General features: G+C 63.3%; 9 protein-coding genes. 5 read left to right on the top strand and 4 right to left on the bottom strand.

Annotated features, from left to right (window positions below):
• Window positions 1-28: 28 nt before the first annotated feature.
• From KF941_RS26800 to KF941_RS26785, 4 genes are all read right to left on the bottom strand, one after another.
• The gene (locus KF941_RS26800; protein ID WP_214275109.1) at window positions 29-1,666 is read right to left on the bottom strand and encodes an AMP-binding protein; all 1,638 of its coding nucleotides are present in this window, start codon (window positions 1,664-1,666) and stop codon (window positions 29-31) included.
• Window positions 1,667-1,840: 174 nt separating this feature from the next.
• Window positions 1,841-2,629, bottom strand: coding sequence for an SDR family oxidoreductase (locus KF941_RS26795; RefSeq protein WP_214275108.1), 789 nt, complete (start codon window positions 2,627-2,629; stop codon window positions 1,841-1,843).
• 221 nt (window positions 2,630-2,850) lie between these two features.
• A complete protein-coding gene (locus KF941_RS26790; RefSeq protein WP_240540640.1) occupies window positions 2,851-3,939 on the bottom strand; it encodes an MBL fold metallo-hydrolase in 1,089 nt (362 codons plus the stop codon).
• An 82-nt stretch (window positions 3,940-4,021) separates the two neighbouring features.
• Window positions 4,022-6,622, bottom strand: coding sequence for a LuxR C-terminal-related transcriptional regulator (locus KF941_RS26785; RefSeq protein ID WP_214275107.1), 2,601 nt, complete (start codon window positions 6,620-6,622; stop codon window positions 4,022-4,024).
• Between the two features lie 257 nt (window positions 6,623-6,879).
• Between KF941_RS26785 and KF941_RS26780 the strand changes: the two genes are divergently transcribed.
• From KF941_RS26780 to KF941_RS26760, 5 genes are all read left to right on the top strand, one after another.
• The gene (locus KF941_RS26780) at window positions 6,880-8,808 is read left to right on the top strand and encodes an AMP-binding protein (protein ID WP_214275106.1); all 1,929 of its coding nucleotides are present in this window, start codon (window positions 6,880-6,882) and stop codon (window positions 8,806-8,808) included.
• A 54-nt stretch (window positions 8,809-8,862) separates the two neighbouring features.
• Window positions 8,863-10,530, top strand: coding sequence for an acyl-CoA dehydrogenase family protein (locus KF941_RS26775; protein ID WP_140847456.1), 1,668 nt, complete (start codon window positions 8,863-8,865; stop codon window positions 10,528-10,530).
• Between the two features lie 28 nt (window positions 10,531-10,558).
• Window positions 10,559-12,109, top strand: a complete 1,551-nt coding sequence (locus KF941_RS26770; RefSeq protein ID WP_214275105.1) for an AMP-binding protein — start codon at window positions 10,559-10,561, stop codon at window positions 12,107-12,109.
• Window positions 12,110-12,155: 46 nt separating this feature from the next.
• Window positions 12,156-13,355, top strand: coding sequence for an ABC transporter substrate-binding protein (locus KF941_RS26765; protein WP_214275104.1), 1,200 nt, complete (start codon window positions 12,156-12,158; stop codon window positions 13,353-13,355).
• Between the two features lie 968 nt (window positions 13,356-14,323).
• Window positions 14,324-15,463, top strand: a complete 1,140-nt coding sequence (locus KF941_RS26760) for an enoyl-CoA hydratase-related protein (protein WP_214275103.1) — start codon at window positions 14,324-14,326, stop codon at window positions 15,461-15,463.
• Window positions 15,464-15,465: the final 2 nt, after the last annotated feature.

Here is a 15,465-nt window from a genome sequence, read left to right as displayed (position 1 = left end):
TGGATCACCGCGCCCCCCGGTGCGCGTTTCAGTCGGCGGCGTATTTGGCCGCCTGTTCCCTGAGCAGGAATTTCTGGATCTTACCGGCGGCGTTGCGGGGCATGGTCTCGATGACCTCCACCGCCTCGGGCCAGTATTGCCTGGCCGCCGCCGAGGCCGCCATCCAGGCGCGAAGGTCGTCCATGTTGAACGGCTCGCGGTCGGCAAGCACCAGGAAGGCGCAGACCCGTTCGCCCATGCGCCGGTCAGGATAGCCCACAACCGCCGCATCGGTGACGCGGGGGTGGCGATAGAGGATCGATTCGATCTCGACCACGGGGATATTCTCGCCGCCGCGGATCACGATGTCCTTGGAGCGGCCGTTGATGCGAATATAACCCTCGGCGTCCATATAGGCGAGATCGCCGGTGTCGAACCAGCCTTCCGGCCCGCGACCGTCCAGTCCCGGCCGCTTGTAGTAGCCCAGGAACTGCTGGGCACCGCGGAACCACAGCCGCCCGGTCTCGCCCTGAGGCAGGGGTGTCAGGTTCTCGTCGGCGATCAGCAGTTCCACACCGTCGACCGCGCGGCCGTCAGTGGTGGCGGATTTTTCCTGTGCGCGTTCCGGTTCGGTCAGGCTGCCGGCGAGGCTTTCGGACATGCCCCACAGCGAAGAGACGTCCAAGTTCATCATCTCCCGCGCGCGCTCGATGACCACCGGCGGGATTTGCGCGCCGCCGCACAGAAAGGTGCGCAGCCCAGGTACCGGGCCGCCATTGGCGATCACGTTGCAGATGTCGGACAGGAAGGGCGTCGCGGCCGCCATATGGGTCGCACCCTCGCGCACCATGATGTCCGCCCCGGCCTCGGGTTCCCAGACGTCCTGCAGCACCAGCGTGCCGCCGCAATGGATGCCCTGCACCATCATCGCGGTATAGCCGGTCATGTGCCCGAAGGGCGCGACTGCGAAATGCACGTCGTCCGGCGTCAGGCCGAAGCGATTGCCCAGTGCGGTGACACATGCAACCTGGGTGTTGAAGCAATGCATCACGCCCTTGGGCTCGCCCGTGGTGCCCGAGGTATACATCAGCACCGCCATCTCGCCAGGATCGGCGGGGGTGCCCTTGGTTGCCGGAACCGGCACGGCGCCGGAATGCATGATGAGCCGATCGAAGGACTGCGGACCGTCGTCATCCACGATAATCACATGTTCCAGCGCGGAAAGCTCGGGCTTCAGCCGATCGATCATCGCCGGGAAGTCATGTCCCCGAAAGTTTTTCGGGACAAGGATCACCTTGGTCCCGGCAAAACCCAGCATGAAACGCAGTTCGCGTTCGCGGAAGATGTGCATCAGCGGATTGGGCACCGCACCGATACGGCAGGCGGCAAAGGCAGCGACCACGAATTCCCACCAGTTCGGCAGCATGAGGCCGATGACGTCCCCCGGACCGACGCCGAGCGCCCGCAGCGATCCCGCCGCCTGCGCCACCGCATCGCCCAGTTCGGCATAGGTCATCACCCTGGCCGGACGCTCGAAGCCCCGATCCTTGCGATAGGCGACCACCGCCTTCTTCTGCGGCGAGGCGGTGATCGCCGATTCCAGCAGATCGTCGAAGGTTCTGTCCTGCCACCAGCCAGCCACCCGCATGGCTTGGGCATGCGCCGCGAGATCGAATCCGTCGGTCATGGTTTCCTCCTCCTGCCGGGGCATCAGCGCGGATGCCAGCTTGGCGGAATCCGGAAAATGATACGCTCGACTACTATACTCAAGCATAGCAAAATCGGTTGCGTCAAGCCTTCTGTGCCGCGGGAGAAGCCGGCCGCGCCCCGGCGCCTGCGCGGGGGCAGCCGGTGCCGTTTTTCAGTAAACGAACTTTCCGGCCGGATGGGTGGCGGAAATCCCCCCATCCACCGGAAGCAGCTGACCGTCCATATAGGCCGAATCGTCAGACGCCAGGAATGCCGCGACGGCCGCCATGTCATCGACATGACCCGGACGCTGCAGCGGGGTCAGCTTGCCCAGCCGGTCCTCCTTGCCCGAGTGGCGCGCCCAGTCGAACATGGGCTTGGTCAGGCCCGTCTCGGTCAGACCGGGCAGGATCGCGTTCACCCGAACCTTCTGACCGGCATAGGCGCAGGCCGCCGTCATCGTCAGGTGGTTCACGCCCGCCTTGGCCGCGCCATAGGCCTCGGTCCCGCCCCGCGCACGCAACGAGCCGGTCGAGGAGTTCAGGATGATCGACCCGCCGCCATGCGCGGCCATATAGCAGCCCGCGAGCTTGCAGGCGATGAAGGCCGGGATCACATTGTCGCGGAACATGCCTGTCCATTGTTCCACGGTCTGTTCCGTGAAGGGCGTGACGGAATCGGTGTTTCCGGCATTGGCGAAGAATATCTCCAGCCCGCCCAACTCCCGCACGCAGCGGTCGATGGCATCCTGGACGGCCGCTTCGTCACCAGCGTCCGCGACATGGGCGATGCAGGTGCCACCTGCGGCGCGCACCAGTTCCGCGGTTTCCTGCAATGGCGCCTCGCGCCGGCCTGTTGCCAGAACCAGTGCGCCCTCGGCCGCGAAACGCAGCGCGCTGGCCCGTCCGATCCCACTGCCTGCTCCGGTGATGATTGCCCTTCGGCCTTCAAGACGTTTCAAGATACCTCCCCCCGGACCACTCTCCCCGGTCCGCCCATGACTCATGCTACACGTCAGCATAACATTACGCTATCATAAGATAATAAAGCTTTCCATATTCGCCGCCCTCCGCAGCAATATTTTACGCTTCCAGAGGAAACCGTCCCGACGGCCCAACACGGCATGCCCCGCAAGCGCGAGGCCAGGCCGATACATCGCGGACCAGGCAGCGGTTCAGGCAGTCACCGCACAAGGGCCAGCAGGGTCCGGTCCTTCTCTTCGATGATGGAAAGCTGATCGCGACGAACGAGCCGGTTGGCATGGGCCAGCGTCTCGGTGAAGGCGAAGCCCATCTGATGGGGGTCGAGAGGGCGATGGAACAGCAGGGGAACCAGTTCCGCCGCAGAATGCGGACGATCGGCACAGGCGGCGAGGATGATGTCGCAGCGGTTTTCGTGGTGCCGGATCAACTCGCGGCAGCGGGTATGCAGCCCGCGGAATGGACGGCGGTGCCCGGCCAGCACCAGCACGTCGTCGGGAATCTCGGCCTCGATCACCCGCAAGCTGCGCAGGAAATGCCCAAGCGGATCGCTTGTCGGCTCGGTCGCCTCGACGCTGATGTTGGGGCTGATCTTTTCCAGAACCTGATCGGCGGCAAAGAAAAGACCCTCCTCGGGGCAATGCAGCATGACCTGTTCGGGAGCATGCCCGTCCCCGGTCAGCACGCGAAAGCTGCGCCCGCCGATGGTCAGGCTGTCGCCATGCACGAGGCGCTGAAAGGTCGTGGGCAGAGGCGCGACCCGCTGGAGGAACTCCTTGCCCTGGATCGCGACCAGTCCGGCGGTTTCCGCAGTCATTCCATGGCGCAGGAAGAAATCGAAGTTCTGCCGGACCGCCTGTTCGTTGCGTCCCTGCGAGATCAGCTGACACAGTGTATAGCTACTGAGGCTGGTCAGAAGCTGAGCGCCGTGCCGTTCATGGAACCAGCCGGCCAGGCCGATATGGTCGGGATGATAATGGGTGATGATCACGCGACTGATCCGCAAGCCCGACAGAGGACCGGCGAACAATGCCTGCCAGACCGCAAGTGCCTCGGGCGTGAGGATTCCCGTATCGACCACCGCCCATCCATCATGATCCTGCAGCAGAAACACGTTCACATGATCCAGCAGATAGGGCAGCGGGATCCTGACCCATAGCAGTCCATCCGCTATGGCCTGCACCTCGCCATAGGCGGGCGGGTCGGCAAGGGGAAACTCAATGGCGGGAAGGTCGGTCATGCTGGGGAAATCTCCTGACAATCGGTTGGTCTCCGGGCCAAGCTGTTCCATCACGCGGGGATCCCAAGGTCCAGGCAACCGCATTGATGTATCGGGAACAGCCGCAAGCCACCTGGACGATCAATAGCGCCGTTCATTCGGAATAGACCATGGCCGCCACCGTGCGGTTCGGAACATTCAGCTTGATGAAAATATTCTTGAGATGCCATTTGACGGTGTTCCGGCTGAGATTCATGATCTCGCAGATCTCGGGGTTGCTCAGCCCCGACTGGACCAGCCGCATCAATTCGCGCTCGCGTCCCGTCAGCGGCACAGCAACGAAAGGCCGTTCGGACTCCTTGCCGCCGGGCACGTCGAAACCCAGTCGTTCCAGCAACCGGGACAGAAAGGCGCGGTCCTCTGGGTTCGGGAAATGCTCGGCCCGGATCGCCCGGCTGGCGAACAAGGCGCCAATATCCGCACTGTGCCGGCGGAACGCCTCGACCATATCGCGGCGACGCGCCAACAGCAGCGCAGCCCGCAGGCGGTTCGCCGCTTCCGAAGCATCGCCTCCCTGCCTTGCCATCGCCATCAGCACCAGTTCAAGCCGGGCTTGGCGCAGGGCGCGACCCTCGTTTTCCGCGATGTTCCTTTCGCGCTCCGCCAGCTTGCGGGCGGCGCCGGACTCGCCGCTGCCAAGCAACAGTTCGATCGCGGTCATGGCAATGATGTCGCGGGTGCGCGGCAGCATCTTCCCATCGGCGGGACTGACACAACCCTCGGCCAGGTCCAGGCCGATCGCCGCAGCCTCGGCCTGCGCATCCGCCACCCGCCCCAACGAAACGAAACGGCGGATCAGGTAGCAGGAAAACATCAGCCGAAGGCGGAACGAATAGCACGGCACCACGGATTTCAGCCGCAGGAAGACCGGATCGCTCTCGTCTCCGTCCCAAAGCTGCAGCGCAGCATCTACGGCACACATGCTGGTTCCGACATTCCCGTGCTTGTGCATGCTGCGCAAGGCGCGAGCCAGCAAATTGCGGGCAGCTTCATGATCGCCGGCTTCGATGGCGCATTTGGATGCTACCGAACTGATCAGGTCGCACAGATCGGCATCAGCGCCCAGCGCCCTCTCGGCCCGGACAAGCGCCTGATCTATAATCTCGCGCGCGCGGAAGACATTGCCCTCGTAAAGATAGCTGGCGCCCAGGATCAGGTCGCACCAGCCGGTCAGATAGGGCGAACGCACCTCATGGGCCAAGGCCCGAACCCGCCACAGGCACTCTCGCGTCTCGGCAAAGCGATAGGCGGTCAGATGATAGGCCGCCATGACGGACAGAACCCAGGCATGATCGAACGGATCCTTGTCATGGCCGGATTCTAGCCATTGCCGCGCATGGCGTCCCGCAACCGGCAGATCGTCGCGCAGGAACGCCAGCGCCACCGAAAGATGCTCGACCCGGTGCATGAGACTGCCGCCGCCTTCCCCACCGCGGGCCATGTTGCGCAGTTGCTGCAGATGCCGACCGGCCGAGGCATGGCGCAAGTAGAAGGTCAGGGCAAAGACATGCCAATAGCGGGTCTCGAAACCCAGCGGAACGTCCGCCGCGATCAACTCGTCCACCACCTCGACGAAATAGCGCATCCGACACATATCGCGCACCAAGCTGGGCGCGGCGCGTTCAAGAACCTGGGCGATCAGGCTGTCGCTCCGAGTGCTGCGGGCCGCGGCAATCGCCTCCTCCCACAGCCGGCCCTCGAGCGCCAGCAGGGCCATTTCCCGGCAGAACGCCATCCGTTTGGTTTCGGGGATCGTCTGTTCAGCCTCGGACCGCAGCCTGTCGCGCAGCAGTTGGTGCATGCGGAAGCGATTGCCCCGGCCCGCCACCGGCACGATGAACATGCCCTGCGCCAGCATGCTGTCCATGTGCTTCTGGACATTGCCCACGCCGATCGCCTTGCCGACCTGCCCCGGTTCGAAGCTGGGCAGGAGCGAGGCGAACAAAAGGAAGCCATGCATCTGCGGCGGCATCGCCGCCAGTACCTTGCGGTCGAACCAGTCGCGCAAGCCCGGTGCCGCGCCGGAAAACCGGCTGAGCGTCCCCGATCCGCCCTCGGGTCCATCCAGCAGCATGGCGACCAGCCGCAGCCCCGCGGCCCAGCCCTCGGCGCGTTTCAGCAGCGCGGGAAGGATCTCGGACCCGATAGATTGCGCCGTCCTGCCCAGCATCTCGCGGGCCTCGGCATCGGCAAAGGCCAGCTCGTCCACGCCATGCTCGCGCAAGGCGCCGCGCATCAACGCGCCCACCCGGTCATAGCCCAGGCTGTGGTTCGTGGTCAGCAGGAAGTGGACCCCCGGCGGCGCGATGTTGAACAGCGCATCCAACGCACCGGGCACCAGCGATGCGGTGCAGTTGTCGATATTGTCGATGCAGATCAGGAAAGGCCGCGGCACGTTTTCCAGCAGCGGCCACAGGACCTGGTCCTGCGCCCCATAGATCGGACCGTGTTCCGCGGGCAGGCTACGCACCATGCCGGGCACCCATGCTGCGATCTGCCGCGACAGCTGCAGGATGACCGTATCCAGGTCGTCGTCCAGATAGCCCAGCCCCAGCCAGACCCCCGGCAGGCCAGCATCCCGGCGCCATGCCCGGAAGACCTCGGCCAGGATGACCGTCTTTCCCCAGCCGTGCGGCGACAGCAAAGTCTCGACCGTGGCCAGCCCGCAGGGCCTTTGCAGCGCACGACTGGCCAAGTCGGCCAGCAGACGGGTTCTGACGACGGGAAACCGGAAATCAGGCGGGGCATCGACAAAGCTACTGTGATCCGTCCGGGTTGCGGCCGGCTCCGGTATCGCCGGAGCCTGTATAATTCTTGAATGCTGCTTCATCGGCCTGCTCCTCCCGCCAAAGAGCATAGCTCAGGAAATTTACCTTTGCCCTACCCACGTGGGTGGCAGCCGGAGCAGGACGCCGGACTAGGTTCCAACCGGGAAAAAGGGAGGAACCTGGCATGCGCGATTCCGGATCAGCGACCGAGAAGCCCATCGACCGCGCGCCCGCGGGCACGGCGATCCACCGCATGCGGCTGCGCACCGTCGAGGACCGGCTGGAGCTGGAGACGATGGCGCCCGCCAGCATGCTGCCTGACGACAGCATCCACGGCTGCATCGCCGCGGCGGCGGCGGTCGAGCCCGACAAGTCCGCGATCGTCTTCATGCCCGGCGCCGAGACCGGGGATGCCGTTCCCGTCAGCTATGCCGAGCATCTGGACCAGGTCGAAAGGGCGGCGGTGCTGTTTCACCAGTCGGTCAACCCGGATGGCGGCAGCCGCCCGCCAGTGGTCTCGGTGATCGCCCCGCTGCACCCCCTGGCCATGGCCGCGACCTGGGGCGCGCAGTCGGTCGGCTTGGTCAATCCGGTAAATCCCTTCCTTGCCCCCGTGGGCGTCACGGCCCTGTTGAAGGCGGCGGGAACCGATATTCTCGTCTGCGCGACATCCGCCCTGGGACAGGGCGTCTGGGATCAGCTTGACGAACTGCTGGCGGCGGCGCCGGACCTGCGGGCAGTGTTCCTGATCGGCGATCCGAACGACCCCCGGTCGCTGGAACGCGCCCTTGCGGACGTGGACCGCACCCGCTTCGCCAGACTGCCCCGGCGCGGCGGCAATGACGAATGCACGCTGATGCCGACCGGCGGCACCACGGGTGCGCCCAAGCTGGTCCGGCACACCCATATCAAGACCCTGCTGAACGCCTGGATGATGGGCGCGCTGATGGGCAGCGCGCGCGAGGACGTCGTGGGCCAGGGGATGCCGCATTTCCACGTCGGCGGGCTAGTCTGTGCAGCGCTGCGGGCGCTGATCTATGGGCAGACGTTGGTCCTGATGTCGCCCGACGGCTATCGCAACAGCCAGATCGTCGCGCGCTTCTGGCAGATCGCCAAGACATTCGGCCTGACCAACGTCATCGCCACTCCGACCAGCGCCGCGGCCTTCATGAACCTGCCGGATGCCGAAAAAGGCCACGGCAGCATCCATACCTTCGCCTGCGGCGGCGCCACTATCCCGGTCGAACTGCTCCACGGCTTCCACGCCAAGTTCGGCATCTATCTGCGCGAGGTCTGGGGCATGACCGAATTCCACGGCGTGGTCTGCGGCCATCCCGACGACGGCAAGATGCCCCGGCTGGGCTCGACCGGGCGGGCGCACCCCTGGCATGAGGTCAAGGCGTTCAAGCTGGACGGAAGTCGCTTTCGTGGCGAATGCGCGCCGGGCGAGCAGGGCGTGCTTGTCGTCCGGGGCGCCTGCGTCGGCGAAGGCTACCACGGCGACGGCGCGGATGAACTTTTCGTCACGGACGCCCCCGGACAACAGGTCTGGGGCATTACCGGCGACCTCGGGACCGTCGATGAGGACGGCTATGTGTGGATCCACGGCCGCGAAAAGGATCTCATCATCCGGGGCGGGGCCAATATCGACCCTAAGGTGATCGAGGAGGCGCTGCAAAAACACCCCGCCGTGCTGATTCCGGTGGGCATCGGCTATCCCGATCCCCGGCTTGGGGAAAAGCCCATGGCCTTCGTGCAGTTGCGGAAAGGATGCAGCGCAACCGAGGACGAGTTGATGGCCGTCGCCGCCGCCCATATCACCGAGCGCGCAGCCGTGCCCTGCCGGATCTCGATCCTCGACCGCCTGCCGATCACCGGGGCGGGCAAGCTGGACAAGCCCGCCCTGCGCCACCGCGCGATCAAGGACGCCGTTGCGGATGAGTTGCAGCACCTCTTTCCCGGCGTTTCGCCGCAAATCAGGATCGACGCGCTCAACAAGCGGCCCGTTGCGCTGGTCAGCGGCCTGGCCGCGGTGCTTCGCGACGACGGACAACGCCGGGCCTTCAAGCATGCTTTCGCCCCCTATGCGTTCGCAGTCGAGGCACGGGACTAACGCCGGATCAGTCGCGCCCCCTGCCCCATCACCACAGGAAGAAATGGATCAAGAATGGCATATCTGCAGCCCCGCACCGAATTGCGGACCCACAGCGTCGAAAACCAGTCCGGGCCGCTGGAAGGGCTCAACGCGTTTGAAAACGACATCGCCCTGAAGGAAGCAGTCCGGCGCGGCCGCGCCAGCTGGGCCGAAGCCAACCTGACCAGCCTCGGGGCCAAGATCTATGACCCCGCCTGGATGGAGCGCGCCGAGTTGGCGAACCGGGTGACGCCCGAGCTAAAGCGTTTCGACCGGTTCGGCAGGCGCGTCGATACGGTCGAGTTCCACCCGGCCTATCACGACATCATCGGCATGGCCTTCCAGCACGACCTGCACGCCCTTGCGGCGCGGGAAACCCGGCCCGGCGCCCATGTCGCGCGCAGCGCGGCCGAGCTGATGTTCGCCCAGCTTGAATGCGGGGTGCTGTGCCCCATCGACATCACTTATGGCGTCATTCCGATGCTGCGCATGCATCAGCCGGACTTGGCCGAGCAATGGGTGCCGCTGATGCTGTCCCAGGACTATGATCCGCGGCCGATCCCGCATTGGGAAAAGACCGGCGTGACCATCGCCTTTACCTCGACCGAAAAGCAGGGCGGCTCGGACATCCGCCGCAACTCGACCTTTGCCACCCCTGTCGGGGAGCCGGGTCCGGGCCGGGAATACCTGATCCGCGGGCACAAGTGGTTCTGTTCGGCCGCAGGGGCCGACGTGATCTTCGTCGTAGCGCAGGCCGAAAAGGGGCCGTCCTGCTTTCTCGTCCCCCGCTGGCTGCCGGACGGCAGCCGCAACCCGATCCAGCTGGAACGGCTGAAGGAGAAGATGGGCAACCGCTCGAACGCCTCGACCGAGCTTGAGTTCGAAAACACCCATGGCTGGATGGTCGGAGAGGAGGGCCGCGGCATTCCCACGGTGATGGAGTTCATGCGCCACACCCGACTGGGCTGCGGCTTCATTCCCGCTGGCATCATGCGCATGGCGTTGACGCAGTCGATCCACCACACCCGCCACCGCTCGGCCTTCCAGCGCCGTCTCGTGGACCAGCCCCTGATGCGCAACGTGCTGGCCGACCTGGCCATCGAATCCGAAGCGGCGACCACCCTGATGATGCGGGTGGCCGAATCCTTCGACGGTCACGCGCACGATCCGCACGAACGCGCGTTCGGCCGGATTTCGGTGGCGGTCGGCAAATACTGGATCAACAAGCGCGTCGTGCCCTTTGTCCATGAATGCATGGATACACATGGGGGCGCAGGCTACATCGAGGAATCGCCGATCGCCCGCTATTTCCGGGAAAGCCCGCTGAACGGCATCTGGGAAGGCCCCGGCAATGTCATCAGCTTGGACATCTTGCGCGCCTTCCGGCGCGAGCCCGAGTCGGGCGAGGCGTTCTTTGCCGAGCTGAACCGGGTCAAGGGCGAGAGCGCACCGCTTGACGCGGAAATCCGCGACCTGGCCGAGCGGGTGCGGGATTCCGAACTGTCGGACCTGACGGCGCGCCATCTGGCGGAAAGGATGGCGATCGCCTTGCAGGCCAGCCTGCTGCTGCGCCACGCCCCCGAGGCGGTGTCCGAGGCCTTCCTGCGCACCAGGCTTTGCCGCGAGGGCGGCACCTGCTTCGGCGCCTTGCCCGCCGACATCAAGTTCGACGCCATTCTTGAACGCGCATTGCCGGAATGACGGCACAGGCAGCATGGGAGAACAAGCGATGCGCATGACATCGGTATTGCACAACTGCGAAAAACTGCACTCCGCCGCGCCCGCGGTAATTCATGGCGACAGGATCATCACCTGGAAGGAAGTGGTCCGCCGCGTCCGCCTCCAGGCGGGCATGTTCACCGCGCTCGGCGTCAGGCCGGGCGACCGGGTGGCGGTGCTGGCGCTGAACAACGACCGCTATTTCGAACTGCTCTATTCGGTTCCTTGGATGGGCGGTGCCATCGTGCCGCTGAACACCCGCTGGTCGCTGGACGAGCTTGACCGCGCCATCAAGGATTGCGGCCCGCCGATCCTGGTGGTGGACGACGCCTTCCTGGACATGGCGCGCCGGCTGATCGCGAACAATCCTGGGCTGCGGGGCATCTTCATCGGCGAGGCCCCCTGCCCCGAGGGTTTCCTTGAACTGGAATCCGAGCTTCAGCTCCATCCCCCGGTCGATGAGCATCACGGGTCCGGCGACGACGTCTGGGGGGTCATGTACACCGGCGGAACGACCGGCCACCCCAAGGGGGTCACGCTGACCCATACCAACGTGTTCCTTGCCGGGCTGTTTCTGCTTTCGACCTGCGGCTATACCGATGCGACGCGCTATCTGCATATCTGCGGGTTCTTCCACATCATTTCCACCATGCCGCTGGTCGCCATCTCGGTCGCCGGAGGCTGCCATGTGATCGAGCCCAAATTCGATCCCGTTCCCACCATGGCCGTGATCGAAAGGCACAAGGTCAATGCATCGACCTTCGTGCCGACCATGATCAACATGATGCTGCATCACCCGGAATTCGACCGCTATGACCTGACCAGCATGGGCAAGTGCATCTATGGCGGATCGCCCATTCCCGACGTGCTGATCGAATTGATGATCCAGAAGTTGCCGACCTGGGAATTCATCCAGGGCTATGGCCAGACCGAGGTGGCCGGAATCCTGACATGCCTGCCCTGGGCGGCGCATTTCGGCGAGGGCTCCGCCAATAAGCGCCGGGCCACTGGGCGCAGCGTCTATGGCGCGCATTTCAAGCTGGTCGACCCCGACGGAAACGAAGTCCCGGCCGGTGTTTCCGGCGAGGTGGTCGTGCGCGGGCTCAACGTGATGAAAGGCTATTGGAACAATCCGAAAGCCACCGGCGAGGCAATCCGCGACGGCTGGCTCCATACCGGCGACGTCGCCGTAATGGACGAGGACGGCTATATCACCGTCGTCGATCGCCTGAAGGACATGATCGTCTCGGGCGGCGAGAATGTCTATTCGGTCGAGGTCGAGAATGCGTTGCGCTCGCATCCCGCCGTACAGGAATGCGCGGTCATAGGCCGCCCCGATCCGCGCTGGGGCGAGGCGGTCCATGCGGTCGTCGTGCTGAAGCCCCGCCATACCGCCAGCGAAAGCGAGCTGATCGCCCACAGCCACAGCCGCATCGCGAATTACAAATGCCCCCGCTCGGTCGAGATTCTGGAAGAAATGCCCATGTCGGCCGCGGGCAAGATCCAAAAGGGACATCTGCGCGAACGCTTCTGGGCAGAGCAAAATCGACGCGTTCACTAGCTTTTCCGAAAGCCCGCAGAAAGCTCATCAAAACTGGGAGGATATAATGAGCAAACATTTTCTTGCTGCGCTGGCCCTGGCCGGAACGGCAATTCTTGCGCCGCCGGAGGTGCGCGCCGAACAGGTGCTGAAGATTGGCGCCCTGTTGATCGACACCGGGCCGCTTGCCGGATTCTACGAAGGCCAGGTCAGGGCGCTGGAGCTTGCCGAAGCCGATCTGAATGAAAGCCGCGCGCCGGACGCGCCCCGGATCGAGATTCGGCGCGCGACCTATCCGGGAACGCCCGAAACGGCATTGCAGGCCGCGTCCCGGCTGGTCAAAGAAGACGGGGTGCAGGTCATCACCGGCATGATGCCTTCGTCCACCTCCATCATTCTTGCCGCTCGGGCCAAGGCCTTGAACGTCGCCGTACTGGACGGCTTTGCGCAGGCCGCATCCCTGACGGGCGAGCATTGCCGCAAGAATTATTTCCATATCGCCACCACCGACCAACTGGTGCTGAGCGCCTATGACCAGATGATCGCCGAGCAGGGTCAGATCTCCTGGGACATCCTTGCCGCTGATTATACGACCGGCCGCAACGCTGCGGAATCCTTCCAGAAGATGGCGGCCGCACATGGCGGATCGATCGGCCATGTCGCATATGCACCGCTGGGGACAAGCGATTTCGGCACGTCGATCACCCAGCTGGCGGCATCGCCCTCCAAGGGGCTGTTCATCTCGACCTTCGGGTCGGATGCGATCAACTTCGCCAAGCAACAGCGCCAATTCAAGCTGAACGAGAAATACGACATCATCCTGGGTCACAGCTACATCACCCGCACAACTTTGGGTGGCCAAGCGGATAACGTGATAGGAAACTACCAGACTTTTGGCTGGCTTGCAGACTTTCCGACCGAGGAAAGCAAGAAATTCGCAGAACGCTATAAGGAAAAATTCAACGCGATCCCCGACTATGTCGCCGCCGACCAATATATCGCGGTGCAGGCGGCACAGGCGGCCGCACAGAAGGCTGGAAGCCTTAGGGTTCCGGAAATCGTTTCCGCCCTTTCCGGCCTGACCTTCCAGTCGCTTCTGGGAGAACTATCAATACGGGCCGAAGATCACCAGCTCCTGCGCCCCGTCGTGATTTCCCAGGTCGTGATGACGAACGGGAAACCCGACCTTGCTGTCCAGACCATCATTCCCTGGGATAAAGTGGCTGGAAATCCCAATTCGGAGTGCAAACTCTGCAACTCCTCGTGATACTGACAGCACCGATTCAAGGACAATTGTGCCGCACCATAGTGCGGCACAATTCGATACAAAAGGCATGCCGGGCAGCCTGACCGGATCAGAGCGAACAACTTCATATATTTTGGCACGACCGCCAAATTTCCAAACGGGCTCGATAAATACTAATTTCGACCAGATCAAGCCGAGAGGCCGTATAAGATCGCTCTGGGGAAACTCTATCATGTCGACCTTGACCGTTAAGGCCGCATCATGATGGCAGGCACAAATCCGCTTCCATGACCCGATGCCGCAAGCGGCATAATGGAAAAGGCATCGGTCGTCAGAACAATCTCTGTACTGTATCTACCGCTCTTCCAGCATTGCGGGATACGTCGAAAACGCGATTTCTTTGTTAAGCAAGGCGGCCGATATGTTCCGTATCTCCGTAATGGATCCCTCAGAAAACCTTTCAGTTTGATTCCACGACACGTAACCATAGTTCTTCACATCCTTAAACTTTAGGAAATTCATCAGCGCCCGGAGCAACAAAGAACGTAGACCACCAACCCATCCCATCAGAATAAAATTATGAGTATTCGATGGCGATTGCTTTGGCATGGACAAACCCAAGGTTATTTTTGAATAACCGACGATCTTCCTGGACCACATTCCGCCGCCGCAGTTGCGAAGCCATGCTTCCCAGGACCGGGACCGGAAAAGAAATCCATCCAGCTTACCGTTCAGGATCATCCCTGCATTGGCCAATCGGTCCTGCCCTTTTGTTCGATATAATCGAATAACCTGAAGCTGATCCTCCGATCAATTTGCTTTCTCGCTCAGCGCCGGTTGCGAAACACCGACAATCTTAACCGTACGACTGAAACTGGAGGAAACCCGATGAACTGTTTTCCGACGACGCGGCGGGACATAGATGCAACATGATTTGACCGCGTCACGCATCGGCGATGCATCTTATCGCCAGACGTAGCGGTCAAGGATTGTATGTCAACAAGATCGGTTCTGGCTTCGGACAAACCGGCGATTGCAAGCACCTGGATCTGGAATACAACAGCGTTTGCGACTGCTTCGATCTTGCCAGAGAAATCGTTCAGGCTTTGCGCGATGACGGATGTCGAAGGGCCGTAGAATGCCTAGCGGGCATAACCACCTGCGCTTCCCATCACCTGGGTCCTGCCAAGGACGCACCGCAGGATGGACCGGCCTGCGGTTCTTCGTTGCGGACGGATCGGAGCGTGAGCAAAGATCGACCCATGTGGCAGCGGGGCTTGCCATATTCATTCGCATGCTTATCATACTCTTCGAAATTAACTCCTCAAAGCCCGGCACAAGAGGCGATCATGCTGCAAGACCCAGTCGTCATGGACGATACGAATCCGCGTATACCCGTCATTCGGCTGAACCGGCCGGCGCGGTTGAACGCCTTCGACGACCTGGCGGTCGATGCGTTCTTCGCAGCGCTCGACCGGATCGGCCGGACGGATGCCAGCGCGGTCATCGTGACCGGCGAAGGTCGCGGCTTCTGCGCGGGTTTCGATCTGGAGGCTGCGGATGAGACCCAGGACGACGCTGTCGAAACCGCCGCCCACTGGACTGCCCGCCAGGAACACTTTGCTGGGCTGGTTACGCGGCTGCGGGCGTTGCGCCAGCCTGTGATCGCCGCGGTCAACGGCCCCGCCTGCGGGGCGGGACTTGGCCTGGCGCTAGGCTGCGACTTGCGCATCTGCTCGGACCAGGCGAAATTCAACGCGGCTTTCATCAAGGTCGGGATGACCAGCTGCGACATCGGCGTCAGCTATCTGCTGCCCCGCACCATCGGCACCTCGCGCGCCTTCGAAATGATGCTCACCGGCCGCATGGTCGGCGCGGAGGAAGCCTGCCGCATCGGGCTGGTGCATCTCGGCACCACCGCCGAGGGGCTGATGCCGGCCGCCTTCGAGCTTGCCGAAACCATTGCCGAGAACGGCCGGCTGAACACCTGGCTGACCAAGCGGGGCATGTGGGCCAATCTCGAGGCCGGCAGCCTGGCGGCCGCGATCGAGCTGGAAAACCGCAGCCAGATCCTGATGCAGGGCACCGGCAATCTTGAGCGCGTGGCCCGCTTGCGCGGGTTCCTTTAGGC

The organism is Paracoccus sp. pheM1 (genome assembly GCF_018499825.1).
In the GTDB taxonomy this organism is placed as follows: domain Bacteria; phylum Pseudomonadota; class Alphaproteobacteria; order Rhodobacterales; family Rhodobacteraceae; genus Paracoccus; species Paracoccus versutus.
The sequence above is the reverse complement of the archived record's forward strand: the minus strand, read 5'-3'. Positions and strand labels throughout refer to the sequence as shown.